At 71.8% G+C, this 24,083-nt stretch carries 22 protein-coding genes; 9 read left to right on the top strand and 13 right to left on the bottom strand.

Translation table 11 applies throughout. From position 1 onward, the window contains the following. The first annotated feature begins 58 nt into the window (after positions 1-58). The 5 genes from ACFFR3_RS33215 to ACFFR3_RS33195 all read left to right on the top strand — a co-directional run bounded on the left by ACFFR3_RS33215 (position 59) and on the right by ACFFR3_RS33195 (position 3,669). The gene (locus tag ACFFR3_RS33215) at positions 59-436 is read left to right on the top strand and encodes a winged helix-turn-helix transcriptional regulator (protein ID WP_345392130.1); all 378 of its coding nucleotides are present in this window, start codon (positions 59-61) and stop codon (positions 434-436) included. Positions 437-500: 64 nt separating this feature from the next. Next, the gene (locus ACFFR3_RS33210; protein WP_364367438.1) at positions 501-1,013 is read left to right on the top strand and encodes a SigE family RNA polymerase sigma factor; all 513 of its coding nucleotides are present in this window, start codon (positions 501-503) and stop codon (positions 1,011-1,013) included. Further along, on the top strand, positions 1,010-2,227 hold the full coding sequence (locus tag ACFFR3_RS33205; protein WP_379484427.1) for a WD40 repeat domain-containing protein: 1,218 nt from the start codon (positions 1,010-1,012) through the stop codon (positions 2,225-2,227). Before ACFFR3_RS33210 ends, ACFFR3_RS33205 begins: the two co-directional genes overlap by 4 nt. An 81-nt stretch (positions 2,228-2,308) precedes the next feature. Then, entirely contained in the window at positions 2,309-2,887 is a 579-nt protein-coding gene (locus ACFFR3_RS33200) for a TetR/AcrR family transcriptional regulator (protein ID WP_345392115.1), read from the top strand. A gap of 11 nt (positions 2,888-2,898) precedes the next feature. Further along, positions 2,899-3,669: an SDR family NAD(P)-dependent oxidoreductase gene (locus tag ACFFR3_RS33195; protein WP_379484426.1), complete on the top strand. Its 771-nt coding sequence runs from the start codon at positions 2,899-2,901 to the stop codon at positions 3,667-3,669. 155 nt (positions 3,670-3,824) lie between these two features. Here the strand turns inward: ACFFR3_RS33195 and ACFFR3_RS33190 are convergent, their stop codons facing one another. After that, the gene (locus ACFFR3_RS33190) at positions 3,825-4,208 is read right to left on the bottom strand and encodes an ATP-binding protein (RefSeq protein WP_379484425.1); all 384 of its coding nucleotides are present in this window, start codon (positions 4,206-4,208) and stop codon (positions 3,825-3,827) included. Between the two features lie 194 nt (positions 4,209-4,402). Between ACFFR3_RS33190 and ACFFR3_RS33185 the strand changes: the two genes are divergently transcribed. Together ACFFR3_RS33185 and ACFFR3_RS33180 are read left to right on the top strand one after the other, a co-directional pair. Further along, on the top strand, positions 4,403-5,194 hold the full coding sequence (locus ACFFR3_RS33185) for a helix-turn-helix domain-containing protein (RefSeq protein WP_364561430.1): 792 nt from the start codon (positions 4,403-4,405) through the stop codon (positions 5,192-5,194). A 37-nt stretch (positions 5,195-5,231) separates the two neighbouring features. Next, entirely contained in the window at positions 5,232-5,408 is a 177-nt protein-coding gene (locus tag ACFFR3_RS33180; protein ID WP_379484424.1) for a DUF397 domain-containing protein, read from the top strand. Between the two features lie 253 nt (positions 5,409-5,661). Here ACFFR3_RS33180 and ACFFR3_RS33175 read toward each other — a convergent pair whose 3' ends face one another. Both ACFFR3_RS33175 and ACFFR3_RS33170 read right to left on the bottom strand, forming a co-directional pair. Continuing rightward, positions 5,662-5,901: a hypothetical protein gene (locus ACFFR3_RS33175; protein ID WP_345392103.1), complete on the bottom strand. Its 240-nt coding sequence runs from the start codon at positions 5,899-5,901 to the stop codon at positions 5,662-5,664. Between the two features lie 112 nt (positions 5,902-6,013). Further along, positions 6,014-7,564 (bottom strand): golvesin C-terminal-like domain-containing protein, encoded by a 1,551-nt coding sequence (locus ACFFR3_RS33170; RefSeq protein WP_345392100.1) that lies wholly within the window; start codon positions 7,562-7,564, stop codon positions 6,014-6,016. A gap of 179 nt (positions 7,565-7,743) precedes the next feature. Between ACFFR3_RS33170 and ACFFR3_RS33165 the strand changes: the two genes are divergently transcribed. Together ACFFR3_RS33165 and ACFFR3_RS33160 are read left to right on the top strand one after the other, a co-directional pair. Beyond that, positions 7,744-9,678, top strand: coding sequence for a family 10 glycosylhydrolase (locus ACFFR3_RS33165; protein WP_345392097.1), 1,935 nt, complete (start codon positions 7,744-7,746; stop codon positions 9,676-9,678). Positions 9,679-9,732: 54 nt separating this feature from the next. Further along, entirely contained in the window at positions 9,733-10,818 is a 1,086-nt protein-coding gene (locus tag ACFFR3_RS33160; RefSeq protein ID WP_379484423.1) for a sensor histidine kinase, read from the top strand. A gap of 3 nt (positions 10,819-10,821) precedes the next feature. Here ACFFR3_RS33160 and ACFFR3_RS33155 read toward each other — a convergent pair whose 3' ends face one another. From ACFFR3_RS33155 to ACFFR3_RS33110, 10 genes are all read right to left on the bottom strand, one after another. Further along, positions 10,822-10,968, bottom strand: a complete 147-nt coding sequence (locus ACFFR3_RS33155) for a scabin-related ADP-ribosyltransferase (protein WP_379484493.1) — start codon at positions 10,966-10,968, stop codon at positions 10,822-10,824. 35 nt (positions 10,969-11,003) lie between these two features. Then, entirely contained in the window at positions 11,004-12,425 is a 1,422-nt protein-coding gene (locus tag ACFFR3_RS33150) for a pyridoxal phosphate-dependent decarboxylase family protein (RefSeq protein ID WP_379484422.1), read from the bottom strand. Beyond that, entirely contained in the window at positions 12,422-13,759 is a 1,338-nt protein-coding gene (locus tag ACFFR3_RS33145; RefSeq protein WP_379484421.1) for an MFS transporter, read from the bottom strand. The genes ACFFR3_RS33150 and ACFFR3_RS33145 overlap by 4 nt, the downstream gene beginning before the upstream one ends. Further along, positions 13,756-14,385, bottom strand: a complete 630-nt coding sequence (locus ACFFR3_RS33140; RefSeq protein ID WP_364367393.1) for a TetR/AcrR family transcriptional regulator — start codon at positions 14,383-14,385, stop codon at positions 13,756-13,758. Before ACFFR3_RS33140 ends, ACFFR3_RS33145 begins: the two co-directional genes overlap by 4 nt. Before the next feature lie 54 nt (positions 14,386-14,439). Further along, positions 14,440-15,384, bottom strand: a complete 945-nt coding sequence (locus ACFFR3_RS33135) for an ABC transporter substrate-binding protein (protein WP_379484420.1) — start codon at positions 15,382-15,384, stop codon at positions 14,440-14,442. Positions 15,385-15,408: 24 nt separating this feature from the next. Next, positions 15,409-15,822 carry a hypothetical protein gene (locus tag ACFFR3_RS33130; RefSeq protein ID WP_379484419.1) on the bottom strand — a complete coding sequence of 138 codons (414 nt, stop codon included), beginning with the start codon at positions 15,820-15,822 and terminating at the stop codon, positions 15,409-15,411. A 278-nt stretch (positions 15,823-16,100) separates the two neighbouring features. Then, positions 16,101-18,626: a glycoside hydrolase family 9 protein gene (locus ACFFR3_RS33125; RefSeq protein WP_379484418.1), complete on the bottom strand. Its 2,526-nt coding sequence runs from the start codon at positions 18,624-18,626 to the stop codon at positions 16,101-16,103. Between the two features lie 118 nt (positions 18,627-18,744). Then, positions 18,745-22,068, bottom strand: coding sequence for an AfsR/SARP family transcriptional regulator (locus ACFFR3_RS33120; protein WP_379484417.1), 3,324 nt, complete (start codon positions 22,066-22,068; stop codon positions 18,745-18,747). Between the two features lie 122 nt (positions 22,069-22,190). After that, a complete protein-coding gene (locus ACFFR3_RS33115) occupies positions 22,191-23,048 on the bottom strand; it encodes an SGNH/GDSL hydrolase family protein (protein WP_379484416.1) in 858 nt (285 codons plus the stop codon). Positions 23,049-23,308: 260 nt separating this feature from the next. After that, positions 23,309-23,944 (bottom strand): GNAT family N-acetyltransferase, encoded by a 636-nt coding sequence (locus ACFFR3_RS33110; RefSeq protein ID WP_379484415.1) that lies wholly within the window; start codon positions 23,942-23,944, stop codon positions 23,309-23,311. Between the last annotated feature and the right edge of the window lie 139 nt (positions 23,945-24,083).

The following is a 24,083-nucleotide window of genomic DNA, read 5'->3' as shown; positions in this document are numbered from 1 at the left end:
CGACTCTAGGGCTGGGGCTCACCTTTCGTAAGTACGTACCTTTTTGTAAGCTCATGGCATGGCGGTGAGTGAGCAGTTCGAGCTTCCGGCGGACTCCTTCGACAAGGACTGTCCGACCCGGCCGGTCATGGCCGAGGTGACCGGCCGGTGGGGTGCGTTGATCATCGCCGCACTGGTTCCCGGGCCGATGCGCTTCTCCGGCCTGCACCGGCACATCGGCGGCATCAGCCAGAAGATGCTGTCGCAGCACCTCAAGTCGATGGTGCGCTACGGCCTGGTCGAGCGCCTGGTGGAGCCGACCGTCCCGCCGCAGGTCAGCTACCGCCTGACGCCACTCGGGCGGAGCCTGGCGCGGCAGCTGTGCGCGCTGCTGAGCTGGTTCAGCGAGCACACCCCGGCGCTGCGGGCCGCCCAGCAGCGCCACGACCTTCGATAGGTCGCATAGCGGGGCGGCTCCACGGCGTCTGCAAGGGTGATTGTCGATCCCCTTGGAGGTGACCGTGGACGCCGCGGACGAACACCTGTTCCGCGAGTTCGTCGCCGCGCGATCGCCTGCCCTCATGCGGCTCGGGTACCTGCTGACCGGCGGTGACCAGCACGCGGCCGAGGACTTGGTGCAGACGGCGCTGGCGAAGCTGGCGGGCAGATGGCGGCGGGTGGCGGCGCCGGAGGCGTACGTCCGGCAGATCATGTACCGGCAGCAGGTGAGCTGGTGGCGGGCGAGCGTACGCCGGCCCGAGGTGGTGCAGGCGAGCCCGCCGGAACGTGCCGCGCGCGACGCCCACCACCAGAGCGAGCTGCGCCTCGTGCTGCGCTCGGCCCTGTCCCGGCTGACCGCCCGGCAGCGGGCGGTGCTCGTGCTGCGGTACTTCGAGGACCTGCCTGAGCAGGACGTGGCGAAGATGCTGGGCTGCACCGTCGGCACCGTGCGCAGCACCGCGCACCGGTCGCTGGCGCGGCTGCGTGAGATCGCCCCCGAGCTGGCACAGGGAATGGAGGAGGTGGCCAGATGACCAGGTTGCTGCGTGACACGTTCGAGGAATGGGCGGACGAGGCCGAGGTGCCGGCCGACCTCGCCGACCGGGCGCTGCGCAGGCGCGCGCCCTGGCGGCCGATCGGGGCCGCGCTCCTGGTGGGCGCCATGATCGCGGCCGTCGCCCTGTTCGTGACCTGGCGCGCCGACCCCGTCGTGGTGCCCGCCGACGGGGTGCAGCTGCCCGTCAGGCCGTCGCCCGCGCCGACGGACGTGCACACCGACACGGAGAACGTCCCGCCGGCCAAGCTGATCGCCGCGGGGACCATGGCCGTCTCGGCGTACTACCAGTACAGCGCCGAGCCCATCGAGAACGGCCTGCGGCGCATCCGGTACACCTGGTCCCTGTACGACCCGCGCACCGGCGGCTACGAGCGGACCCCGTACGCGTGGGTGGACGTCGCCCCCGGCCTTCAGGTCGCGGCCGTCGTCGAGGGTGACGTGATGGGCAAGCGGGTGGGCGTGCTCGACATGAACACCCGGCAGATGCTCGCCTGGTACGAGCTGGAGCACGACGTGGCCGCGGTCGCCTGGTCCCCCGACGGCACCAGGATCCTCGCCACCGCCTACTCCGAATACCCTGACCTCCAAGAATCCCAAGGCGAAGAGTTCGGCCCACGCATGGCCCCCAGCCCGCGCACCGGCTACTACGTCATCGACGTGCCGGCGGGCACCACCGACTACCACGAGCTGGCGCCACTCCCCACCATGGGCTCGAGCCTTGCCCTCCCGCGCACCACTGAGCGGCGGCTTGAAGGGAACATGCGCCAGGACCTTGGCTGGAGCCTCGACGGCACGCTGATCTGGAGCCCCACGATCAACCGTCCCGATCGCGTCTGGTACACGATCGACGGCGAGGAGGCCGAGGCGCCGGCCGGGCAGCATTACGTCGGCCACTCGCGCCACTCGGCGCTCTCGCCGGACGGCCGGCTGCTGCTCGGTGAAGATGGGCTGCCCACGAAGATCACCGACATCGCCACGGGCGAGGTGGCCGGCCGTCAGCGGGTGCTGCAACTGCACGCCTGGGCCGGCGACGACGAGGTCATCGCGCTCGGGTGCGCGGGGAAGTGCGGCAACGAGTTCAAGAACGGGCTCGTGCTCGTCAGCGTGGACGGCTCCAGGGTCACCCAGCTCGCCGCCAACTCCAACAGCCAGGCGGACGGCGCGTGGAGGGCGGTCCTCACGCCGCGCTGAGGGCCGGCAGCCGATCGTGACGGGCAGCTCGGTGTGAGGGATTTTTGACCGATCGGTCTCGATACTGCTAGCGTCACGCCCGTGGCAAGAACCAAGGAGTTCGACCCGGACGTGGCGCTGCAGCATGCGCTGGAGCTGTTCTGGGAGCGCGGCTACGAGTCGACCTCGATGGCCGACCTCGTGGAGCGGCTCGGGGTCGCGAAGGCGAGCATCTACGCGACGTTCGGCGGGAAGCGTGAGCTGTACGTCAAGGCGCTCGACCGCTACGTGCGGGGGCGCGACGTGATCGGCCCGCTCTCCCAGCCGGGGCCCGCGGTGCCCGCCATCCGGGCGCTCCTGGACTCGTACGTCGCCACCTGCCTGGCCGACGAGCTGCGGCGGGGCTGCATGGTGGTCAACTCGGCCGTCGAGTTCGCCGCCCGCGACCCGGCTGTGCTGGCGAAGGTGGCGGCGAGCTGGACGGAGCTGGAGACGGCGCTCACGGGCGCGCTCGTCCGGGCCCGCGCCCAGGGCGAGATCCCTGCGGGCAAGGACCCGCAGGCGCTGGCCGCGTTCCTCCTCGTCCTGTTGCAGGGTCTCCAGGTCCTGGCCCGCGCCGACCCCGACCCGCGCCGCCTGCGCGACGCGGTCGACCAGGCCATGATGGCCGTCCAAATATGAGAATGATTGGTATGGAATTCATGCTGCGAAGGTTCGAAGGAAAGGTCGCGCTCGTCACGGGCGCGAGCGGGGTCGTGGGACGGGCGGCGGCGCTCGCGTACGCGGGGGAGGGCGCCGCCGTCCTGGTCGCGGGCCGCGACGAGGCCCGGCTCGCGGAGCTGGTGAAACTGATCGAGGAGAGCGGAGGCCGCGCCAGCGCGTACGCGGTGGACGTGACGCGCTCGGCGTCGGTCGCCGCCATGGTGGACGCCGCCGTAAGCCGCTACGGCCGCCTCGACATCGCCCTCAACGCAGCCGGCATCTTCGGCACCGTGGCCCCGCTGGCCGACTACGACGAGGACACCTGGGACGACGTGGTCGCCGTCAACCTCAAGGGCGTGTTCCTGTCGATGAAGCACGAGATCGCCCACATGCGAGCCAACGGCGGCGGCACGATCGTGAACGTCGCGTCGAACCTGGGAGCCCACTGGCGCCTGGCAGGGGCCAGCGCCTACGCCGCCTCAAAAGCCGCGGTGAGCCACCTGACGAGAACCGCCGCCCGCGACCACATCACCGACGGCATCCGCATCAACGCCCTGAGCCCCGGCCCCATCGACTCCCCCATGTCGATGCGCCCCGGCGAAACCCGCGAAGACCGCGACACCCGCATGAAGAGCTCACTCCCGATCGGCCGCGTCGCAACCCCGGACGAAATCGCCGCCGCCGCATTGTGGCTGTCGTCGGACGAGTCAAGCTTCGTGGTGGGCACCGACCACGTCATAGACGGCGGCGCCACCGCCTGACGCCATTTCCTGAGCAAGGTGCCGGAACAACTCATCGAGTGTGGCCCCACACCGGACATTGGACAACCCACCGGTCCGGGCCACGAGAACAGTCCGGTACGCGATGTACCCGCCCCCGGCACCCTCCAGAATCTCCCACCCGGGGAATCGTCTGTTCACAGCGTGGCCGCGAGATCGACCCAGACGAGACGGTGGCCGCGCTTGAGCACTTCGGTGCCGTACCGGATGCTCAGAGCGGCCACGATCCCCAGCCCCCGCCCCGACTCCTCCAGACCCCCGGTCGCGGCGGCGAAGCAGGGCGCCGCCGTCCGCGTCCCCGGATCGATCACCTGCATCCGAACGAACCGGTCCCCGAACCCGAGCCGCACCCTCACCCAGCCCCGCCGCCTCCCACCCGGCACATGCCGCACGGCGTTGGCGACGAGCTCGGCGACGACCTGGAGGGCGTCCGCTCGCAGGGCGAGGTGACTGTCGACCAGCCAGAGCCCGATCGCCTGCCGCGCCTGCCACGAGGTCCTGTCGTTTCGACGCAGGGTCATATCCCGCCATAGGTGAACGTCTGGAATCTCCGTTGCCGTACGCATGCGATCACCGACTTTGCTGTGAGTTGCCGCTGTTTCGTGCCGACAGCAGGTGAGCCCGTTGTCCGCACGCCCTTACCAGCGTGGCGCTTCACCGCTATTTTGTAATCGCGAAGTCACGGTCTGTACCCGGACGGATGGGCGTGAGAACCATGGCCGAGGGGACATACGGCGAGATCCTGCGAAAAGCCCGCGAGCGAGCAAGCCTCTCGCAGACGGCTCTGGGAGAGCTGCTCTCGTGCAGCGAAAGCCTGGTAGGGCTGATCGAACGCGGAAAACGCAGACCGACCAGGCAGTTCACGCTCACCGCGGAAGCAGTCCTCGGCCTCAACGGCGAACTCTTCGACCTCCTCCCCAACACCACGGCCATGTCCGTGCCGAAGTGGTTCAGTGAGTGGCCGAAAGTCGAAGAAAGAGCGCACACCATACGAACCTGGCAACCGCTCTTGGTGCCGGGGCTTCTTCAGACCGCCCGTTATGCGCGCGCCGTCCTCGCCGCCGCGCCGCAAGCCACCGAGCGATGGATCGAAGAGGCCGTTGAGACGAGGATGAGGCGGCAGGTCGTGTTCGACCGCGAGCAGCCGCCCCTGTACTGGGGGCTCATCGACGAATGCGCCCTCCTCCGGCCGGTGGGCGGTAAGGACGTGATGCGAGAGCAACTACAGCATCTGCTCTCGATGACTCAGCGCCTCAATATTTCGTTGCAGGTCGTCCCGCTTGATGTGGGAGCCACGGCAGGGGTGGCCGGAGGCTTTTCAATAGCTCAAGGTGATGGCATACCCGACCATGTCAGCATCAATGCCGCAGCTCAGGACGTTGTCTCGGCTCGGGAGGATATCGTGCGGCTTCTCAAGGTTAGGTATGACGCGATCCACAAATGGGCACAACCAGTACATATAAGCCAGTGTCTACTGCATGAGGTGGCGGCACGGTATGGGGATTAGTGACGAACTGCGTGCCGAGCTGTCGCAGGCTCGATGGGTGAAGTCCACGCTCTCCGGCCCGGATGGTGGGGACTGCCTCTACGCCGCCAAGCTGAACGGCGACCGGTATGCGATCCGGGATTCCGAGCAGCCGGACGTTCCGCCGATGGTGCTGCGGGGTGGGGTGTTCCGGGCCTTTGTGGGTGGTGCGAAGCTCGGGGAGTTCGACTTCTGAGTCGTGACGGCGGGGGACTGCAGCCCGGGTGAGAGGCAGGCCGGGCGGGTGCCCCGGTGCGCTCAGAGTCGGCTTGAGACTTCGTCTACGCGGGCGCTCAGCGAACTTTTCAGAGTCTCGCTGAGCTTTCGATATTCATCCAACGCCGTTCGTGACGCCGAGCCGCTGAGGACCTGCTCTTCGAGGTCTCCGAGTGTGCGTCTCAGGTCGTCCGCGTGCCGGGAGTAAGGGCTGTCCATGCCGAAGAGCTCGGTCAGGGCGGCGTCGTCGCCGCTGCCGAACACGACGCGTTGGTACAGGTCCTGGTCCAGGACGTACGGCCCTCGCGGCTCGTTCGGTGGCTTGCAGCAGGGTCGTCTTTCCTGAGCCGTTGGGGCCCGGTGAGGACGGTCCAGCCCTGGTACGAGCCGTCCGGGCGGGCGAAGCCGAGATCGACTTCCCGCGCGCCGGAGAGGCCGCGGACGCCGTGGATGGCCAGCTTCGAGACGTACATGCCGAGCCTCCTCCCAAGGACCGAGAGCCTACGCGAGACGGGCACGGTCGCTGGGAGGAATGCGGCCCGCGCCCGGGAGGTATGCGGGCGCGGGCCGTGGTTATTCAGGTGGTCAGCGGCTGATGCGGACGGCGTCGGCTATGACGAGGCCGGTGCCTGAGGTCCAGCGGCTTACCCCGACCACGTTGTACGTGCCCGCGTTCAGGGAGAAGGTGCCGATGGATCGCCAGGCTCCGCCGCCTGAGCGTTGGTCGACGTACACGGTCTGGTTGCCGCTGGATGTTGCCACGATGTACGGCGCCGAGCTGTTGTAGCCGGGGTCGGCCGGGTACCAGACCTCGACCCGGTACGTGCCGGCGCTGGGGATGGTCGCCGAGTACCAGGCCGGGTCGCTGGAGGCGACCGGGTCGGCGAAGCGGTAGTCGGCGCCGTGGCGCTGGCTGGAGTAGCTGGAGGTGCCCCAGTTCGCGCTGGCGGTGAACTGGCCGGAGGTGCTGTTGTCGACCGTGGTCGTCCAGCTCGGGGTGCCGCCGTCACCGGTCACGTAGTTCATGTACGTGGTCCAGTTCCAGTTGGAGCCGGGGTCGGTGTGGGTGGCGCCGGGCACCTCGTTGTGGCCGATGATGCCGGTCCGGTTCTTCGGGATGTTGTACTTGTCGCACAGGTAGCGCGTGAGCGCGGCCGAGGCCCGGTACATGGCGTCGGTGAACCACGAGGCGTCGTTGACGAAGCCTTCGTGCTCGATGCCGATCGAGCGGTTGTTGTAGCTGGAGTTGCCGGCGTGCCAGGCGACGTCCTTGTCGCGGACCATCTGGGTGATGGCGCCGTTGGAGGACTTGACCACGTAGTGGGCGGAGACCTGCGCGGCCGGGTTCTGGAACCAGGAGATGGTCCCGGCGTAGGAGCCCTGGGTGACGTGGATGACGACCTTGTCGATGTTGTAGCTGGTCTCGCGGCTGGAGACGCGGTAGTTGCTGGAGCTGGCGGCGACCCAGGCGGCCGGCGGGTAGTCGGCGCTGGCGATGGCGGCGGGGGTCTCGGCCGCCTGGCCTGACTTGTCGCCGGCGCGCGCGTTCAGGTCGCGGGCCTTGGCGTACTCGCCGCGGTCCGCGGTGATCTCCTGGGGCGCGACGCGGACGCCCTTGGTGTCGATGCCGAGTCCGAGCTGCTCGTAGACGGCGTCGGCGTACAGGCGGGCCAGCTCAGGGGAGGAGGCGTTGCCGTACTTGGCGACGGCCGGGTACCAGCGGCCCGGGTCCTTGCGTGCGCTGTCGTCGAGGCCGAGCGCGTCGGCGTGGGCGCGCAGGACGGCCGCGCCGCCGAGGATGTTGGCCGCGTCGTCCTTCTTGAGCTGGTCGGCGGGGATGCCGGTGAGCTTGGCGGCCTGTTCGAGCGAGTGGTTGGTCGGGTTGCTGACCAGGTGCATGACGCCGTAGCCGTTGCTGGCGCTGGGCTCGCCGCCGTGTCCGTCGAGGTGGGTCTCGGCGTAGGCGAGCGCGACCAGCAGGTCACGCGGTACGTCGTGCGTCTCGGCCGCCTTGGTGAACGCGGCGGGCAGGGGAGGCTCGGCGGCCTGGGACCAGGCGGGCTGGCCTGCGCCGATGAGGATGAGGGTGAGGATCGCGGTGGCGAGGGCTGCTAATCGCGTGCGGGCGAGAGTCATGGGGGGCTCCTCGTTCACAGACGTGACGGCAGCACGCTACGGCAATCTCCTGACAAATGTCGATAATTGACATTACTTCCGAGTTAAGTGAAACTTCTCGCCCTTCAACGGACGCCTGGGTCGTCCGATGTTTCTGAAGACCATTGCGCAATCCGTCGATTGCGCTGAAACTTTCCTTCGTGACCGCGCTTCCGCGTATCGTCCTGGCGGCGCTCACCGCCGCACTCCTCAGCCTCGTGAACCCCCTCTCCGCCGCGGCCGCGGCCTGCACCCCCGACCCCGCCACCCCGAAGCGCCAGCTCCGGGCCATGTGGATCTCCTCGGTCGCCAACATCGACTGGCCCAGCCGCACCGGGCTCAGCGTCTCCGCGCAGCAGGCCGAGTACCGCGCCTGGCTCGACCTGGCCGTCTCCAAGCGCATGAACGCAGTGATCGTGCAGGTCAGGCCGACGGCCGACGCGTTCTGGCCGTCGCCGTACGAGCCATGGTCGCAGTGGCTGACCGGCACCCAGGGCCGCGACCCCGGCTACGACCCGCTGGCCTTCATGGTCACCGAGGCCCACGCCAGGAACCTGGAGTTCCACGCCTGGTTCAACCCGTACCGGATCGCCAACCATGACGACCCCTCCCGGCTGGTCTCCACGCACCCCGCGCGGCAGCACCCGGACTGGCGCTTCGCCTACGGCGGCAAGCTCTACTACAACCCGGGCATCCCCGAGGTCCGCGCCTTCATCGAGGACGCGATCATGGACGCCGTCAGCAAGTACGACGTGGACGGCGTGCACCTCGACGACTACTTCTACCCGTATCCGGTCAGCGGCCAGAACATCCCCGACGCCGACGCCTACGCCCGCTACGGCGGCTCGTTCGGCAACGTCGGCGACTGGCGCCGCGACAACGTCAACCGTCTCGTACGCGAGCTCGACCAGCGCATCCACGCGGCCAAGCCGCACGTGGCGTTCGGCATCAGCCCGTTCGGCATCTGGCGCAACGCGGGCACCGACCCGCTCGGCTCGCGCACGACGGGCCTGCAGTCGTACGACGCGATCTACGCCGACACGCGCACCTGGGTCAAGCAGGGCTGGGTCGACTACCTGGCGCCGCAGATCTACTGGCACATCGGCTTCCCGACGGCCGCGTACGAGGTGCTCACCGCCTGGTGGTCCGACGTGGCCAGGGGCACCGGCGTGCAGCTCGTCGTCGGCCAGGCCGCCTACCGGGCGGGCGCGTCGGGGCAGGACGCCGCCTGGCAGGACCCGGCCGAGCTGAGCGACCACCTCCTCGACAACCGCCGGCATCCCGAGATCACCGGAGACGTCTTCTTCAGCGCGAAGGACGTCAAGGCCGACAGGATCGGCGCGTTCACCAAGGTCGTCCGCGACCACTACACGAGGCCGGCGCTGGTGCCCGCGCGCGGTTCCGCCGCCGCGCCCGCCGTGCCGTCGATCACGTCGGCCACCCGATCGGGCGGGAGCGTGCAGCTCGCCTGGACCGGCTCGGGCACCGCGTATGCGGTCTACCGGGTGGACGGGACGGCCGGCGAGTGCTCGTTCGCCGACGCGAAGAACCTGATCGGGACGACCAGGCAGAAGACGTTCACCGACCCCGCGCCGACCGCGTCGCCCACCTACTACGTGACCGCGCTCAACCGCACCCACCAGGAGAGCGCGCCCAGCCAGGGCCGCGCGCCGGGCGGTGGCGGCGGCGGGTTCAGCGTGGTGGTGGACAACGCCGACGCCGCCTTCACGGCCGGTTCCGCGTGGGGCACCTCGACGTACTCGGGGCAGCTGCACGGCAGCGACTACCGCTTCGCCGACCCTGTCGCGGCCAGCGATCCCGCGTGGTTCCGCGCCGCGATTCCGAGCGCGGGCAGCTATCGGGTCGAGGTGTGGTATCCGGCCGACGCGGGGTACAACAGCGCGACGCCGTACGTGGTGGCGGCCTCGGGCGGGAACCGGACCGTCACCGTGGACCAGCGGAGCAACGGCGGAGCCTGGCGGTCGATAGGCACCTTCGCCCTCAACGCGGGCACGTACAACGTGGTCGGGGTGAGCCGCTGGACCTCCACCACCGGGTACGTCATCGCCGACGCCGTCCGCATCACTCGGGTCTGAGCGGCTACCGGATCGGGGGTGGGCAGGCACGGCGGGTGATCGTACGATGAGGCGGTGGACGGTGCCCGCCCGCGACCGATCGACGCCATCGCGGTCCTGGTCGCGGCCGGTTTGACGCTCGCGACCGGCCATACGGGCGCGGTCCTGGCGATCCTGCTGGCGGCGGCGGTCCCGGTGTTGTGGCTGCGCCGCGCTCCGCTCGCGGTGGCCTGGGTCGGCGCTGCCACGGCGGTCGCGCTGCCCGTCCTCGCGGTGCTCTTCCCCTCGCTGGTGCCGCCGCCGGCCCCGGGCGCCCCGATCTGGCCGCCCGCCGGGCCGTTCGCCGCGTACGCCGCGATGGCGTTCGCCTCCGGCGAGCGGCCGCTGGCGCGCTGGCTGCCGGTGATCGTGCTGGCGCTCGGCGTGCTCGCGCTCTCCGACCGCCTCCCGCTGGCCGGACGCACCGAGGCCGTCATCGCCCTGTCCGTCATGTACGGCCGCTACGTCCGCGTCAGGGACCGCCTGCGCGCCGAGCTGGCCGAGCGCGACCAGCGCGTCGAACGCGAACGCCTCGCAGGCGAGCTGCACGACGTCGTCACCCACCGCGTCAGCCGCATGGTGCTCCAGGCCGGGGTCATGGCGATGAACTCCGGCGACGAGCGGGCCAGGGCGGCGGCCGAGGAGATCAGGGCGGCGGGGTCGGAGGCGCTGGACGAGCTGCGCCACATGGTCGCGCTGTTACGGCGCGGCACCGGCGAGGGCTTCGACCTCGGGCTGCCGCTGCCCGACCTGCGGCCCCTGGTGATCGATTCGGCCAGGGAGGGGCTGCCGGTCGAGCTGTCGGTGGACGGCACGCCGGTGCCGGTGCCCGGGGTGGTGGGGCGGACCGCGTACGTGGTGGTGGAGGCGGCGCTGGCGCACGCCCGCAAGCACGCGCCTGGGGCGGGCGCGCGCGTGCTGGTGCGGTGGCTTCCGGGCGCGGTACGCGTGACCGTGCGGCACACCGGCGGCCGCCCCGACGCCGTCGTGCCCCACTTCACCGCCACCTCCGGCATCGGCCTGCTCGACCTGCGCCGCCAGGTGGAGCTGGTGGGCGGCACGCTGGAGTGCGCCCCCCTGCCGGAGGGCGGCCACCGCATCGAGGCCACGTTCCCGACCTGACGCTCAGGGCCGGTAGCCGGGGTTGACGACGTAGTCGCCGAACTCCCCGGTCTCAGCGTCGTACGGCTTGGCGCCCTTGATGAACCGGGCCTCGACGCCCCCGGGAAAGGCCACCTCGCGCTCTTTCGCTCCCCCGTATCTTCGGCGAATCCCTATATATCAAACCTCATGGGCCTCTTTTGGGTTTAACCGCCATAGATGACCGACAGGAACCTCACCAGCACCGCCTCACGGGACGCGGGCGGCAGGGCGTCCAGGACGGCGTTCACCACGGCCATCTCCGGCTGTCCCGAGCCGGGTCGCAGGTCCACGCCGACCGACGCGCTCAGTTCGGCGAACGTGGCGTCGTCGATCGCGTCCAGGTCGATCCCCGCGACCAGCTCCACGAGACCGTCGGGCAGCACGGCGGGGCCGCGCTCGCGGGCGGCGTCGGCCGACTCGGCGATGACCTTCAGCATGGCCTCAACCCCGGACAGCGTGACGCCGGTGACCGTGATGTGCAGGTTCGCGGGGATCCCAGCGTACGAGAGCTGCGGCTGCAGGAACCAGCCGCGCGCCCGCGCCTCGTCGGCCAGCACGAACACGTCCACGTCGGCACCCGTGAAAGCCACCAGGGACGACTCGGGCTCGCCGAGCACCCGCAGCCCGGGGATGGCGGCGAGGCCGTCGCGCAGTCGGCGGGTCGCCTCCAGCGTGGCCCGGCCGAGCTCCACGTACCCCTCGCGGCCCAACGCCTGCAGCGTCGCCCAGGCGCCGCCGAGCGGCCCGGCCGAACGCGAGCTCTGCACGGTCGCGTTGATGATCGTGTACCCCGGCCAGGCGGCCGACGCGAAGTACGCCTTGCGCCGCATCGCGGGATCGGCGAACAGCAGCACAGAAGCCCCCTTGGGGGCGTAGCCGAACTTGTGCAGGTCGCAGGAGAGCGACGTGACACCGGGCACCGACAGGTCGAACGCCGGCACCGCCGCGCCCGCCTCCCGTAACCAGGGCAGCAGCCACCCGCCCACGCAGGCGTCCACGTGGCACGGCACCCCTGAGGCCGCGGCCAGCGCCGCGACCTCCTCGATCGGGTCGATCACGCCCTGCGGGTACGACGGCGCGGACACGACGACCAGCACCGTCCGTTCGTCCATCGCGGCGGCCACGTCGGCGGGCCGCACCTTGTACGTCTCCAGGTCCACCGGCACGGCCTTGACCTCGACGCCCAGGTAGTGGGCGGCCTTGTGGAAGGCGGGATGCGCGGTGACGGGCAGCACCAGGTTCGGCCGGTCGCGGGCGGCGCGGTCGCGGGCGGCCTTCACGGCCAGCATGATCGACTCGGTGCCGCCGCTGGTGAAGATCCCGTGGCCGCCGCCGAGCAGGTCGGACACCGCGCCGACGACCTGCCGCTCCATCTCGACCACACTGGGGAACGCGGTCGGGTCGAGGCAGTTGACCTCCAGCATCTCCAGGTACGCCCGGGTCGCGGCGTCGTGCACGGCGGCCCGGCCGGTGTCGTAGACGTAGGCGGTCACCTGGCCGCCGCGTACGGGCAGGTCGTGCTCCTTGAGCCGGGCGATCTCCGCCAGCAGGTCCTCGGCGGGCCGTCCGGCAGGGGGGAGGTTCACACGGCCTCCTTTCCGGTGAGGGTGAGCCTGCCGTAGCGGAGGACGAACGGCAGGCTGATGAGCATGAGCAGGGCGGGCAGCGCGGTGAAGCCGAGCAGCAGCCCGGTCAGCGCACTAGGGGACTGCGCGACGGGGGCCGCCGCGGAGACGAACCCGGACAGGGCGAGCACCAGCGCGTACAGGCCGGGGCCGAGCGCGAGGCCCGCCGTCTCGCCGGCCGTCCACAACCCGGTGAACGCCCCGGCCTGCGCCTGCCCGGTACGCGCCGCGTCGGCGTGCACGGTGTCGGGCAGCAGCGACAGCGGCAGCAGCTGCAGCGCCGCGTAGCAGACGCCGGCCAGCGCGGTCAGCGCCAGCGTCGCGGCCAGCCCGCCCGCCGCGATGGCCGGGACCAGCGCCCCGGCGACCCCGCAGAACCCGATGGACGCGGCCAGGTAGCAGCGCACCGGCCCGTGGACGCGCGCCAGCCAGGCCCAGGCGGGCACGGCGAGCATGCTGGGCCCGACGAGGCAGACGAACATCACCGAGGTCAGGGCGTCGTCACCGAGCCGGTACGCCGCGACGTACGGCGCTCCCGCCAGCATCACCGCCACGGCCAGCGCCTGCGTCACGAAGGCGGCCAGCAGCACGAAGAACGGCCGGTTGCCCCGAGCCAGCCGGAAGGCCGCCACCGGCCCGAGCTGGCGCGGCCCCGGCAGCGACGGCACCCACCGGGTGGCCAGCGTCGCGGCGACCAGCGCCGCGCCCATGATCGCGCCGATCGTCACTCCCATGACGGCGTAACCGGCCCGGCCGCCGCCCGCCAGCTCGACCAGGGCGGGGGCCAGGCCGCCCGCGACCAGGATGCCGACCGTCAGGCAGACCACCCGCCAGGACATGATGCGGGTCCGCTCGCCCTGGTCGGGGGACATCTCGGTGGGCAGGGCCACGTACGGGACCTGGAAGCAGGCGAACGCGGTGGCCGCGAGCAGGAACGCCGCCCCCGCCCACACGGCGCCCGGCACGTCACCCGGCACCGCGAACATCAGCGCGAACGCCACCGGCAGCGCCAGCGCCCCGGTCATCAGCAGCCGCGTCCTGCGGCCCGTCCTGACGGCCTCGCGGTCGCTGGCGGCGCCGACCAGGGGGTTCAGCAGCACGTCCCAGATCTTGGGCGCGACCAGCACGACGCCGGCCACGGCGGCGGGCACGCCGAGCATGTCGGTCAGGTAGTAGAGCAGCAGCAGCCCGGGGACCGCGGAGAACACGCCGGTGCCGACGGAGCCGACGCCGTAGCCGAGCAGCCGGCCGCGCCCGAGGTATCCGGCCGGCGGCGCGGCGCCGCGGGCGGTCACCGGGGGTCGCCGGGCAGGCCGAGCGTGCGGTGCACGACGCGATGCAGGTGGGCGCGGAAGCGGCGCAGCGCCGCCCGGTCGCCGGCCGCCCTGCGGCGGCCCTCCGCGTCGAGCACGCCGCCCTTGGCGAAGCCGTGCACGGCCCAGATGACGGTCCAGACGGTGTACTCGACGTCGGCGTCGGGGGAGATCAGCCCCGACTCGACGGCCGGCCGCAGGGCCGCGGTCACCGTCTCCATCAGGGGTTTGACGTATTGGCGTTCGAGCTGGGTGATGTCGCCGGCGTCGGAGAGCCAGCGGTGCATCCACAGGGCGGGCACCTCGGGGTGGTCGACGCAGAAGTCGAGGTAGTCGTCGGTGAGCCGGTGCAGGGCGGCCACGGGGTCGTCACCTGGCAGGCGTTCGAGCGCGCGTTCCAGCGCGGCCTTCTCCGCCTGGTGCGCGGCCTCCATGACGGCGAGATAGAGCTCCCGCTTGCCGCCCACGTGGTAGTTGACGGTGGCGATGTTCAGCCCGGCGGCCTCGGCGATCTGGCGGGTGGACGTGCCGTCGTAGCCGAGCGCCGCGAACAGGTGGGTCGCGACCTTGAGGATCAGGGCGGCCTGTGTGCTCTCCCCAGGGGTCATGAGGCCGACGGTAGTTCTGGTCCGGCCTCTTGGTCAATCACTTGATGGAGAGCTTTACTCGTAACTGACCGGGCCGCCGGGCTCCCAGCGGGTGAGCACCGTCCGGTGACCGGTCTGCACGCCGGTGCCGGGGTCGAGGGCGAAGGCGCCGTACAGGGTGGTGGTCCGCAGCCGCGCGGCGGCCCGCCACAGGTCATCGGGCGCGGTGCCGCCCGCCAGCTCCGCGCAGTGGACGGCGAGGATCGCCGCCGCCGCGGCCTGGACGGCGGGATAGTCGGGCGGCCCGCCGTACGCGGCGACGAAGTCCGCCTCCGCGCAGCCGATCGCCGCCTCGGCGCCGCTGCCGGGGAACCACTGGCCGACGCCGTAGACGCCGCGCGGATCGGGTACGGACTCGCCGAACGCGCGCACGCCTGCCGCCACCGCGCACACCGCGCCTGGCACCTTCGTGTGCGTCACCGTGGTGACGTCCTCGTCGAACGAGCCCGCGCTGAACAGGTGCCACGACGGGTCGCGCGGCCGCTGCCTGGTCACCGGCAGGCCCGCGATCCTCGCCCGCCGCTCCGCGCCCAGCGCGACCTCGCGGGCGAAACGGCCGGTGCCCTGGACGATCCAGAGCGGGCGCGAGTCGCCGCCGCGTACGAGGTGCCGGACGAACGGCTCGGCGTACCGGCTCGCCGGGGTGAGGACGGGGACCATGTGACCGGGGAAGGCGGGGCCGCCGGAGCCTCCGTGGTTCCACAGCAGGAGCCCCTGCTCCACGGCGACCCGGCCGGCCCGGCGGGCGAGCTCGGCGGAGTACGGCCCCAGCAGCAGGTCGCAGCGTCCCGCCAGGTCGCGCAGCACGCGCTCGACCATCTCGGGGTCGCTCTGGTCGTCCTCGACCACCAGCTCCACGCCGTCCGTGAGCGACCGCCAGGCGTCGAGGCCGCGCGCGGCCAGGCCGCCGAACCGGGCGTACCGGCCGGACAGCGAGAGCGGGACCCCGATGCTGAGCACGCCGTTCTCCTGCCCGCGACCGGCTCAGTCAGGCGCCCAGTACTTTTCCATCGCCCGCTCCAGGTCGCCCACCACGGGCTTCCAGGTCGCTGGCAAAGAGTAGCGGCTGACGCGGTGCCGGTCGTACACCAGTGTGTACTTGAGGAAGTCGGCGCCCTGCGGCCTGGCCTCCGACCTGCCGAGCCGCAACTTCCCGAGGTGGGTCCGCAACCGGCGGCGCTCCTTGGCGGTCAGGCACTTGTCGACGGCCGGGCCCCTGCGCCGGTCGAAGCGCGCGCAGCCGTTGGCGTACACGGTCACGCGGTCGAGCAATCCCGCGAAGCCGCCTTCCTTACGCAGCTCCACCAGCACCTTCTTGCTGACAGCGTGGGCGGGTGGCACGGACGTGGCAGGCAGCAGGAGCAACAGGGGAACGAGCGCGATCCGGGAGAACCTCATGCCCCTTCTCACGTACGCGAGGCCGGATCGGCTCACGCGGAACATGAGGGCCCTGGCGATGGCCGTGCGCCGGCGCCCGCCCCCGGACACGCCGGTCGGGTGCGTACACCCGGCCCGGTGACCGGGGCCGAGACGCTACGGCGCCGCCAGGGCCCGTCCCCGCGAAGCCGGTCCGGTCGCGAGGGGCGACCGGTTCCGGCTCCGTCCGGCAGCGTAGTGGTCTTCGCGCCGTCCGAGGACGTAACTACCTAAATCCGGGCGAACCTACTGGGGGAGGTTCACCCGCAGCGGGCCCCGTTCACGTGGAACACCTCGGGCGCCGGGTTCGGCCCCGACGGGTTGGTGCCGTTGAAGCCGAACGTCACCGCCCCGCCCGGCTTGATCCGGTCGTTCCAGCCGGTGCCCTTGGCCGTCACCACCGAGCCGTCCTGCGAGACCTCGGCCCCCCAGGAGTGCCCGACCTGCTGACCGGCCAGGAACGACCAGCGCAACTGCCAGCCGTCCACCGCCTTCTTGCCGACGTTCTCGATCACGACCTGCGTGGTGAACCCGCCCGGCCACGAGCCGTGCGCCGAGTAGCGCACCTTGCAGTCCGAGCGCTCGCCCCGATCGGCCAGGAACGCCGAGACCCAGGCCAGCGGCGAGTTCCAGTTGATGGTCAGCTCGTTCGTCGCCCACGACTCGATGTCGTCGATGTAGCAGAACTGCGGCTTGCAGCCCTGCAGCAGGCGCTGCGCGACCGGGTCCTGGATGGCCGAGTTCGGGCCGCCGGCCAGCGTGCCGCGCGGCGGGTTGGGCAGCTCGGGGTTGAGCTGGCGGGCGTACCAGCGGCTGTGCTGGTTCTTCGAGGCGACCTCGCCGTAGCCGGTCACGTACGACTGGTTGAGCGCGTTGCGGCCGAGGATGTAGTCCATGCCCTCCCTGACCGCCGCCCGGTACTTCTCCTTGCCCGTCAGGTCGTACGCGGTGGCCAGCACGACCAGGTTGTTGAGCACCAGGTTGTTGGAGCCCCAGTCGTAGTCGGGCACGTCGTACGGGATGCCGTACGGGTGCGCCTGCTGGATCGCCAGATACTTCTCGGCTCCCTGCACCACCGACTGCCGCACCCTGGCGCGGTCCGGCAGCGCGTTCGGCACGGTCGCCAGCTCCAGGCGGCCGAGCTGGGCGGTGTTGCCCCAGTCGAAGCCGCGATCGCGCCAGACGTCGCCCGTGTGGTGCGGCGAGGCGAGCACGAAGTCCTTGAACTCCTTCTCGCCCGTCGTGATGAACAGCTCGGCCGCCGCCCAGTAGAACTCGTCGCTGACATTGCCGTCGCTGTACGCGCCGCCGCCGACGCCGTCGTTCGGGTCGGCGTACTTCTCCGGGTTCGCCTTGGCCGCCGCCCACGCCTTGCGCGCCGCCGCCAGGTTCTTCGCCGCGAACGCCGCGTCGTACGGCGCGAACAGCCGGGCCGCCTGCGCCGCGGTCGCGGCCAGGTTCAGCGTGGCCGCGGTGGACGGCGGGTGCAGCTCGCGCGGCTGCGGGTCCAGGTGCGGCAGCAGCGGCAGGCCCGTCCACGCCTGGTCGTGGATCTTGTGGTGCGCCATGCCCGCAAGCGGCTCACCGTCCGGCACCTGCATGCTCAGCAGGAACTCCTGCTCCCAGCGGGCCTCGTCCAGGATGTCGGGGCGGCCGTTGCCGCTCTCCGGGATGTTCAGCCGGCCGTCGCGGAAGGCGGCCTTGTCCCGCTCGTACGTCGACATCAGCTGGTGGACCGAGATGCCGCCGTTGACGACGTACTTGCCGTGGTCGCCCGCGTCGTACCAGCCGCCCTTGACGTTCAGCGTGTAGTCGCAGACGCCGGGCTGGCAGGGCACCTCCACGTCACCCTGGTTCGGCGCGACGCCGACGTGGCCGGCGGGGCGGCCGTAGCCGGGCCTGAGGCTGTCGAGGATCTCGATGCCGCTGCGCTGGGGGTAGTAGAACTTCAGCGCGTCCGTCGGCAGCTCGTCATAGAGGTCTTCCTCGATGTCGAACGGGCGGCTCGTCTCGCCGTCCGCCGTCAGCGTGTAGCCGGTGCCCGGCTTGCGGTGGGCGCCGAAGTCGATCGTGTGCACGTTCTGGCCGGAGCTGTCGTCCACACCCCTGGGGACGGTGCTGCCGCGCGCCACCGTCTTGCCGTCCGCGTTCTTCAGCTCCCACTCCAGGGCGCTCGTCTCGGACGTCACCAGCGTCGCCTTCTTCGGGCCCGCCGGGAGGTAGCCGACCATGTTGACGCGCACCCGCGGGCCGGTGTCGGGCTCGTACACCTCCGGCTCCGCCCCGCCCTTGAGCGACACGTCGTCCATGCAGAATCTCCAGGGTTCGGCGCTGCCTCCCAGCTGGAAGACGGCCTGCGCGTTCGTCAGCGACACGGGGGCGGTGAACGTGTACGCGTAGTCGTTGCCCGAGACGCTCAGCTCGGGGTTGGCGGCGAAGTACTGCGTCCAGGGGTCCACCGGGAGCTGGATCAGCGCCTTGCCGACCTTGGCCGGGGTGCCTGAGGCGTAGAACCTGTAGGCGTAGGTCTCGCCCGCCACCAGGGGTAGGTTGTCCTGGCCGATGATGACGTCCCAGGGGTTGGCGGTGCCGCCGGGGATGTCGGCGCACAGACGGCCGTCTTCCACCGCCAGCGTGATGTTCGCCGTGCCCCACCAGGGGGCGGTGCCGGTGTCGAAGGTACCGTTCACGATCTGCTCGGGGCCTTCGTCCGCCGCCGCGGCGGGGACGGGGGATAAGGCGAGCGTGGTGATGAGGGCCAGTAAGGCGGCCCGGTATCTCTTCATGGAGGTTCCTTAGGTTTTGGGAGCGCTCCCACAGAACGCCCCGATCCTCCTTGCCCACCGCCTCCCCGTCAACGGTCCCCGTCCTGCTCCGACCTCGTCCGGCGGCGGCACCTCACGATCACCGCTGCCAAAGTGATGAAACTTTCATCGAGCCGGGGTAGGCGAGGCAGGCCACGACGGCCTCCGCCCGTACGCGGTCATAGGGGGCGTCCAGCCGCGCCGCCACCCGCACGGCCTCCTCCGCCGCCCGCCGAGCCGCACCCCGCCTCCCGGCGACCGCCAGGACGAGCGCCCTCGCCCACCCCACCCGGGCCGCCGCACCCGGGTTGCGGCGGACGAACCGGACGAGATGCCGGTGCAGCCGCCGCGCGACGGCCGGGTCCGGCCACGGATCCATCGCCCACAGCAGCTCGGCCAGCCCTGCCCAGCACTCCAGCATCCCCCGCTGCGCCGAGGGCAGCCGCTCCGCCATCCCCAGCGCCTCACCCACCACCCGGCGCTCCGGCTCGCCGGTGAGGCGGGCGGTGGCGGTCAGCAGGCGCATCTCCTGGATGGTGGTCATGGTGGGGCCGTCGTGCAGGCCCAGCTCCTTGGCGTGGGTGCGGCGGCGGTCGTGGGAGGCGCGGGCCGCCGCCAGCACGTCGCCGATGTCGGCTGCGGGGAGGCCGTCCAGCCTGAGCAGGGCCTCTGCCCGGCCCACCAAGCACCAGTGGCGGCCGATGTCGTCGCCCACCCGCCCGGCCGCCTGTTCCGCCGTGGCGGCGAACAGGTCCGCGGCCTCCTCGAAGCGGCCCTGCCAGAGGGCGGTCTCCGCGAGCATGCCCGCGCAGTTCTCTGCCACGCGGGGCGCGAGGGTCCCTGCCCGGCACGTCGTGAACGAGCGCCTGGCCGCTTCGAAGGCGCCCGCGTGCAGGTGGTCGATGCCGCGGGCCAGGTGGGCGCGGTGGGCGGGCTCCGCGGGGTGGGTGACGGCGGCCAGGGCGTGATCGGCCCTGGTCCCGTAGCGGTCGGCCGCGCGGCGGAGACCGGCGAGGCGGGCGATGGTGGCGGCGTTCGCGTACGCCTCCGCCCGCAGCGCGGCGTCGCCCGACCGGTCGGCGGCCTTGAGCTGGCGCAGGGAGGCGGCCAGCATGGTGAGCACGTCCTGCTGGTGGTAGGCCAGTCTGGCCAGCATCGTCAGCGCCTGCGCCGCCTCCGCGCCGTGCGATCTGCGCCCCACTTCGGGAGGGAGCCGGCGGGCGGCGGCGGACAGGGTGGTGGACGGGGTCTTGGACAGGGCGGTGGACAGGGCGGCGGTCGCGGTCGCGATGAGGAGGCCCGCTCTGGACTCGGGCAAAGGCTCGCCCAGCGTGGCGAGGGCCGTTCTCGCCAGGCAGGTGGCCTCGCGTTCGCGGGCCAGGTGGTGTTCGCTGGTGCCGGCCATCCACAGGTGCCTGGCCCGCAGCCTGGGCTCCTCGTCGGTACGCGCCAGGTGCCTGCGCACGACGGCCGCCGACTCCTCGTACAGGTGCAGGCGCAGGCACAACGTCCAGTACAGCTCCAGGAAGCGGGGGCGGCCCGACGTGGCCCAGGCGGCTCTGACGTTGTCGAGTTCGGGGGCCAGCAGGCGGGTGACCTCGGTGTCGGCGGCGTTCTGGAGGGCGGTGGCGTGGGTTTCGAGGAGACGGCCGAAGTACGCGGCGTGGCGGCGGCGGGCGGCGCGGCGTTCCGCGGGGGTCAGGTGGGCGGCGGTGTACTGCCTGATCAGGGGGTGGACGGCGTACCTGCCCGAGGGGGTGAGCCGGAGCATGCTGTGGTCGACCAGGCGTACCAGGACGTCCGGGGTGGTCGTGGCGACCTCGACGGCCGCTTCCAGCGTGCACCCGCCGCCGAACACCGACAGCGCCGCGAGCGCCGCCTGCCCCTCCTGATCCAGCAGCCGCCACGACGTCTCGAACACCGTCCGCATGCAGGCGTGCCGGGGACGGGCGGCGGGGCCGGCCACGGAGAGCAGGCCGAGGCCGGCGCCCAGCAGCCGGGCCAGCTCCGCGCAGGGCACGGCCCGCAGCAGGCCGGCCGCCAGCTCGATGGCCAGCGGCAGACCGCCGGTGGCGGCGCAGATCGCGGCCACCCGCGCCGCCTCCCGCTCCGGGTCGAACGCGGGCTGCGCGGCCCGCGCGCGGGCGGCGAACAGCGCCTCCGCCGCGTCCGCCGCCAGCTCCCGTACGGTGATCGCCGTCTGCCCCGGCAGCTCGGGCCGCCGCCTGCTGGTGACCAGGACCCGCACGGCCGGAGCGGCCTCCAGGATTCGGCCGATCACCGCGTCGAAGGCGGGCAGCTGCTCAAGGTTGTCGAGCACCAGCAGGAGCGGCCGCTGCCGTCCTGACAGGGCGGCGAGCAGCAGATCGAGCGCCGGGCGGGAGGGCGAGAGATCCACCCCGAGACCCCGCGCCAACGTCGTGACCGCCGCCTCCCCCCGCACCCCGGCGAACCCCACGAACACCGCCTCCGCCCGCCCCGCCTCTCCCCGCCCCGCCTCTCCCCGCGCTGCCTCCGCCGGTTCGCGACACTGGGCGGCGGCGGCGATGGCGAGGCGGGTTTTGCCGATGCCGCCCGGTCCCAGGAGGACGACCAGGCGTTCGCGGTCGAGCAGGGCGGATAATCGGCGGACGTCCGCCTCGCGTCCGATCAGTTCGGTCGAGGGGACGGGTAAGGTGCCCGGCCGGCGCTTTCCTGACGGAAGTCCGCGCGCCCGCCGGGGCTCCGGGACGAGGCTGGGGCCGGTCAGCTCTCTTCTGAGGGCCCGTGTCTCCGGGGCGGGGTCCACGCCGAGGTCGGCGGTGAGGCGGTGGCGTAGCTCGTCGTAGCGGGCCAGGGCGGCGGCTCGGTTGCCCGCGCGGGCGAGCGCGGTCATGAGCACCCGGTACGCCTCCTCGTCGTATGGATCCAGTCCCGTCACGACGGACGCCAGCCGCGCCACCTGCGCGCACGGCGAGGAGCCCGCCGAACGCAGCAGCACCTCGCGCAGCAGCAGCCGGACCCGGGAACGCTCGGCGGCCAGCCAGTCACCGAAGGCGGGGGCGTCGCAGAAGGACACCCCGTCCATGAAGTCACCTCGCCACAACCGCAGCACCTCGGCGATCGGAGGAGCGCCGGCGAGCTGGTGCCGGTCGACGAAGCAGCCCTCGGCGGCGGGGAGGCAGACGTGCTCGCGGGTGACGTCCAGCCAGCCGCCCACCTCTCTGCGCAGCTCGGACAGGGCGAGGCGGAGGCTGCCGCGGGCGTTGGCGTCGGGCCGTTCGCCCCACAGCAGCGTGGCCAGCTCGGCGCGCGGCCGGGGCGCCTGCGCGGTGGCGAGGTAGCAGAGCAGGGCCCGCGCCTTGGCGGAGCGCACGCCCAGCGGAGCGCCCGCGGCGGCGAGCCGGGGCGAGCCGAGCAGCAGCACGGACAGCGACTCCCTCATACCGCGGAGGGTAAGCACGCCGAGGCCGTCCGGACTGTGCAAAACGTTACATCCAGCCTGTGCCTTAGGGCACTCACCTGCTGACCGGCCCCGCCGCGAACGGTGGCGGGGCCGGCCCGCGGTCACAGGACGGAGGTGACGGCGGCGGTGACGGCGGTGGCGAAGCCGCGCATGCCGCGCGCGTTGGGATGGAAGGGCACGGCGGGGGACGTGGGCACGTACGGCTCGATCCACCGCTGGCCGGACGAGGCGCACGGGGAGTGGTCGGCGCTCGGCGTCTGCAGGTCGATGAAGCCGACCCCGGCCGCGGCGGCCTGCTCGGCGAGCATCTGGTTGAAGTACATCAGCGTGGCCCTGATGTAGTTGGCGTCCGCGCGGATGATGGGGACGCGCGGGTAGCAGCCGTTCGGCGGCGCGTACGTGGCGTAGCCCACCATGAAGATCCGCGCCTGCGGAGCGCGGGCGCGGATGTCGGAGACGAGGGTGAGCAGGCGGGAACGTAAGGCGTCGGTCCCGACCCGCCACTTGTCCTGGCCGCCCACGACGTAGTCGTCGTTGCAGGCGTCGCCGACGGGCGGGGGCAGCAGGTTGAGGCAGTCTTCGATGAAGTCGGTCAGGCCGAGGTCGTTGGCGCCGATCTGCACGGTGACCAGGGTCGTGTCGGGGCCGACGGCGTCGAGCTGGGGCGGCACGTCGCCGAGGTCGGTGCTCTGGGAGTTGTAGAGGTCGTCGGTCTCGGCGCCTGAGCAGGTTCGGTCACGCAGGACGCTCGCGCCGATGGCCTGGGCGGTCAGGTGGGCGTAGTTGCGGTCGGAGCGCCAGCAGCCGTAGTCGGGGCCGATCTGGTTCGGGATGAGCGGTCCTGAGGCGGCCGAGTCGCCGAGTGCGACGTACACCTCTCCCTGGGCGGCCTGCGCGGGCGGCGCGAGGCTCAGGACGAGTAAGGCCGCGGCGAGCACGACGAGCATCCGTCGGACCATGGGGACTCCCTCCGGCAGGGTGTGCGGGGTGCGGGCAGCCACGACCGGCCGGGGGGTGCTGGCCGGGGACGTGGGGCGATCACCCACACGATGAGCCACGTCCGCCGGTCTGTGAACCGCGCGGAGGGAGTGATGCTGAGGCGGTATGAATCAGCGCCCGCCGAACGCTGCTCAGAGCGGGTGCGGGTCAGCGCCGTTCCGGGGCCGTCACGCCGGGGCGTGCCCGGGCCGTCACGTCAGGGCCTGCCGAGGCCGTCCCATCAGGGCGTGCCGGGGCGCCACATCGGCCAGAACAGCGCGCCGTCGGGCAGTGCGAACGGCTCGCGGGCCTCGTAACCGTGGCGGGCGTACAGGTCGCGGTTGCGCGGGTCGCTGGCCTCCAGGTAGACGGGCAGCCCGCCGAGCCGCGCGTGCTGGTGGCGCAGCAGGGCCGTGCCGAGCCCCTGGCCCTGGCAGTCGGGGTGGACGGCGAGACAGGCCAGGTAGTGGTGCGGCTCCGTGGGGTGGTGCCGGCGGAACAGCTCGTCACGCAGCCGGAACCGGTCGGCGAACTCGCCGGTGGCCTCGCCCAGCCGCCGGTCGTAGTCGGCTGGTCGGGACGCGCCCTCGGTGTACGGGATCCACACGGCCACCGCCTCGTCGTCGATGAGGTGCACCTCGCCGTGCTCGATGGCGTGCTCGACGACGATCAGGAAGTGGTCGGTCAGGACCCGGTGCCGCCGCCTGCGTTCGGGCACCAGGTAGGCGACGGACCGCAGCCCGGCGAACGCCGTGGCGATCAGCTCGGCGGCCCTGGCGGCGTCGCCGGGGGCGGCGGTGCGGATGCCGGGCCGGAAGGACATCCCCTGCCCGGCGCCCTTGTCGCTGACCGGCCAGGTCTCCATGGTCTCTCTCATGACTCCAGGTCTCCTCTCGTCGTGGTGCGGTGCCTGGAGGGTCTCCTGAGAGGTGGTCGCCGAAGGCGCCCATCCCTCTGCGAGCGTAAACACCCGACCGCCCGGTGTGCTTCCGAAATCGGGGAGGAAAGACCGCTCA

This window comes from Nonomuraea salmonea, from assembly GCF_042428605.1.
In the GTDB taxonomy this organism is placed as follows: Bacteria; Actinomycetota; Actinomycetes; order Streptosporangiales; family Streptosporangiaceae; genus Nonomuraea; species Nonomuraea salmonea.
The sequence above is the reverse complement of the archived record's forward strand: the minus strand, read 5'-3'. Positions and strand labels throughout refer to the sequence as shown.

What these genes read in the sequence shown, in the direction of transcription:
- ACFFR3_RS33215 (WP_345392130.1), top strand. Translation starts at nt 59, where the DNA reads ATGGCGGTGAGTGAGCAGTTCGAGCTTCCGGCGGACTCCTTCGACAAG.
- ACFFR3_RS33205 (WP_379484427.1), top strand. Translation starts at nt 1,010, where the DNA reads ATGACCAGGTTGCTGCGTGACACGTTCGAGGAATGGGCGGACGAGGCC.
- ACFFR3_RS33195 (WP_379484426.1), top strand. Translation starts at nt 2,899, where the DNA reads ATGGAATTCATGCTGCGAAGGTTCGAAGGAAAGGTCGCGCTCGTCACG.
- ACFFR3_RS33190 (WP_379484425.1), bottom strand. Translation starts at nt 4,208, where the DNA reads ATGACCCTGCGTCGAAACGACAGGACCTCGTGGCAGGCGCGGCAGGCG.
- ACFFR3_RS33185 (WP_364561430.1), top strand. Translation starts at nt 4,403, where the DNA reads ATGGCCGAGGGGACATACGGCGAGATCCTGCGAAAAGCCCGCGAGCGA.
- ACFFR3_RS33175 (WP_345392103.1), bottom strand. Translation starts at nt 5,901, where the DNA reads ATGTACGTCTCGAAGCTGGCCATCCACGGCGTCCGCGGCCTCTCCGGC.
- ACFFR3_RS33170 (WP_345392100.1), bottom strand. Translation starts at nt 7,564, where the DNA reads ATGACTCTCGCCCGCACGCGATTAGCAGCCCTCGCCACCGCGATCCTC.
- ACFFR3_RS33140 (WP_364367393.1), bottom strand. Translation starts at nt 14,385, where the DNA reads ATGACCCCTGGGGAGAGCACACAGGCCGCCCTGATCCTCAAGGTCGCG.
- ACFFR3_RS33130 (WP_379484419.1), bottom strand. Translation starts at nt 15,822, where the DNA reads ATGAGGTTCTCCCGGATCGCGCTCGTTCCCCTGTTGCTCCTGCTGCCT.
- ACFFR3_RS33125 (WP_379484418.1), bottom strand. Translation starts at nt 18,626, where the DNA reads ATGAAGAGATACCGGGCCGCCTTACTGGCCCTCATCACCACGCTCGCC.
- ACFFR3_RS33120 (WP_379484417.1), bottom strand. Translation starts at nt 22,068, where the DNA reads ATGAGGGAGTCGCTGTCCGTGCTGCTGCTCGGCTCGCCCCGGCTCGCC.
- ACFFR3_RS33115 (WP_379484416.1), bottom strand. Translation starts at nt 23,048, where the DNA reads ATGGTCCGACGGATGCTCGTCGTGCTCGCCGCGGCCTTACTCGTCCTG.
- ACFFR3_RS33110 (WP_379484415.1), bottom strand. Translation starts at nt 23,944, where the DNA reads ATGAGAGAGACCATGGAGACCTGGCCGGTCAGCGACAAGGGCGCCGGG.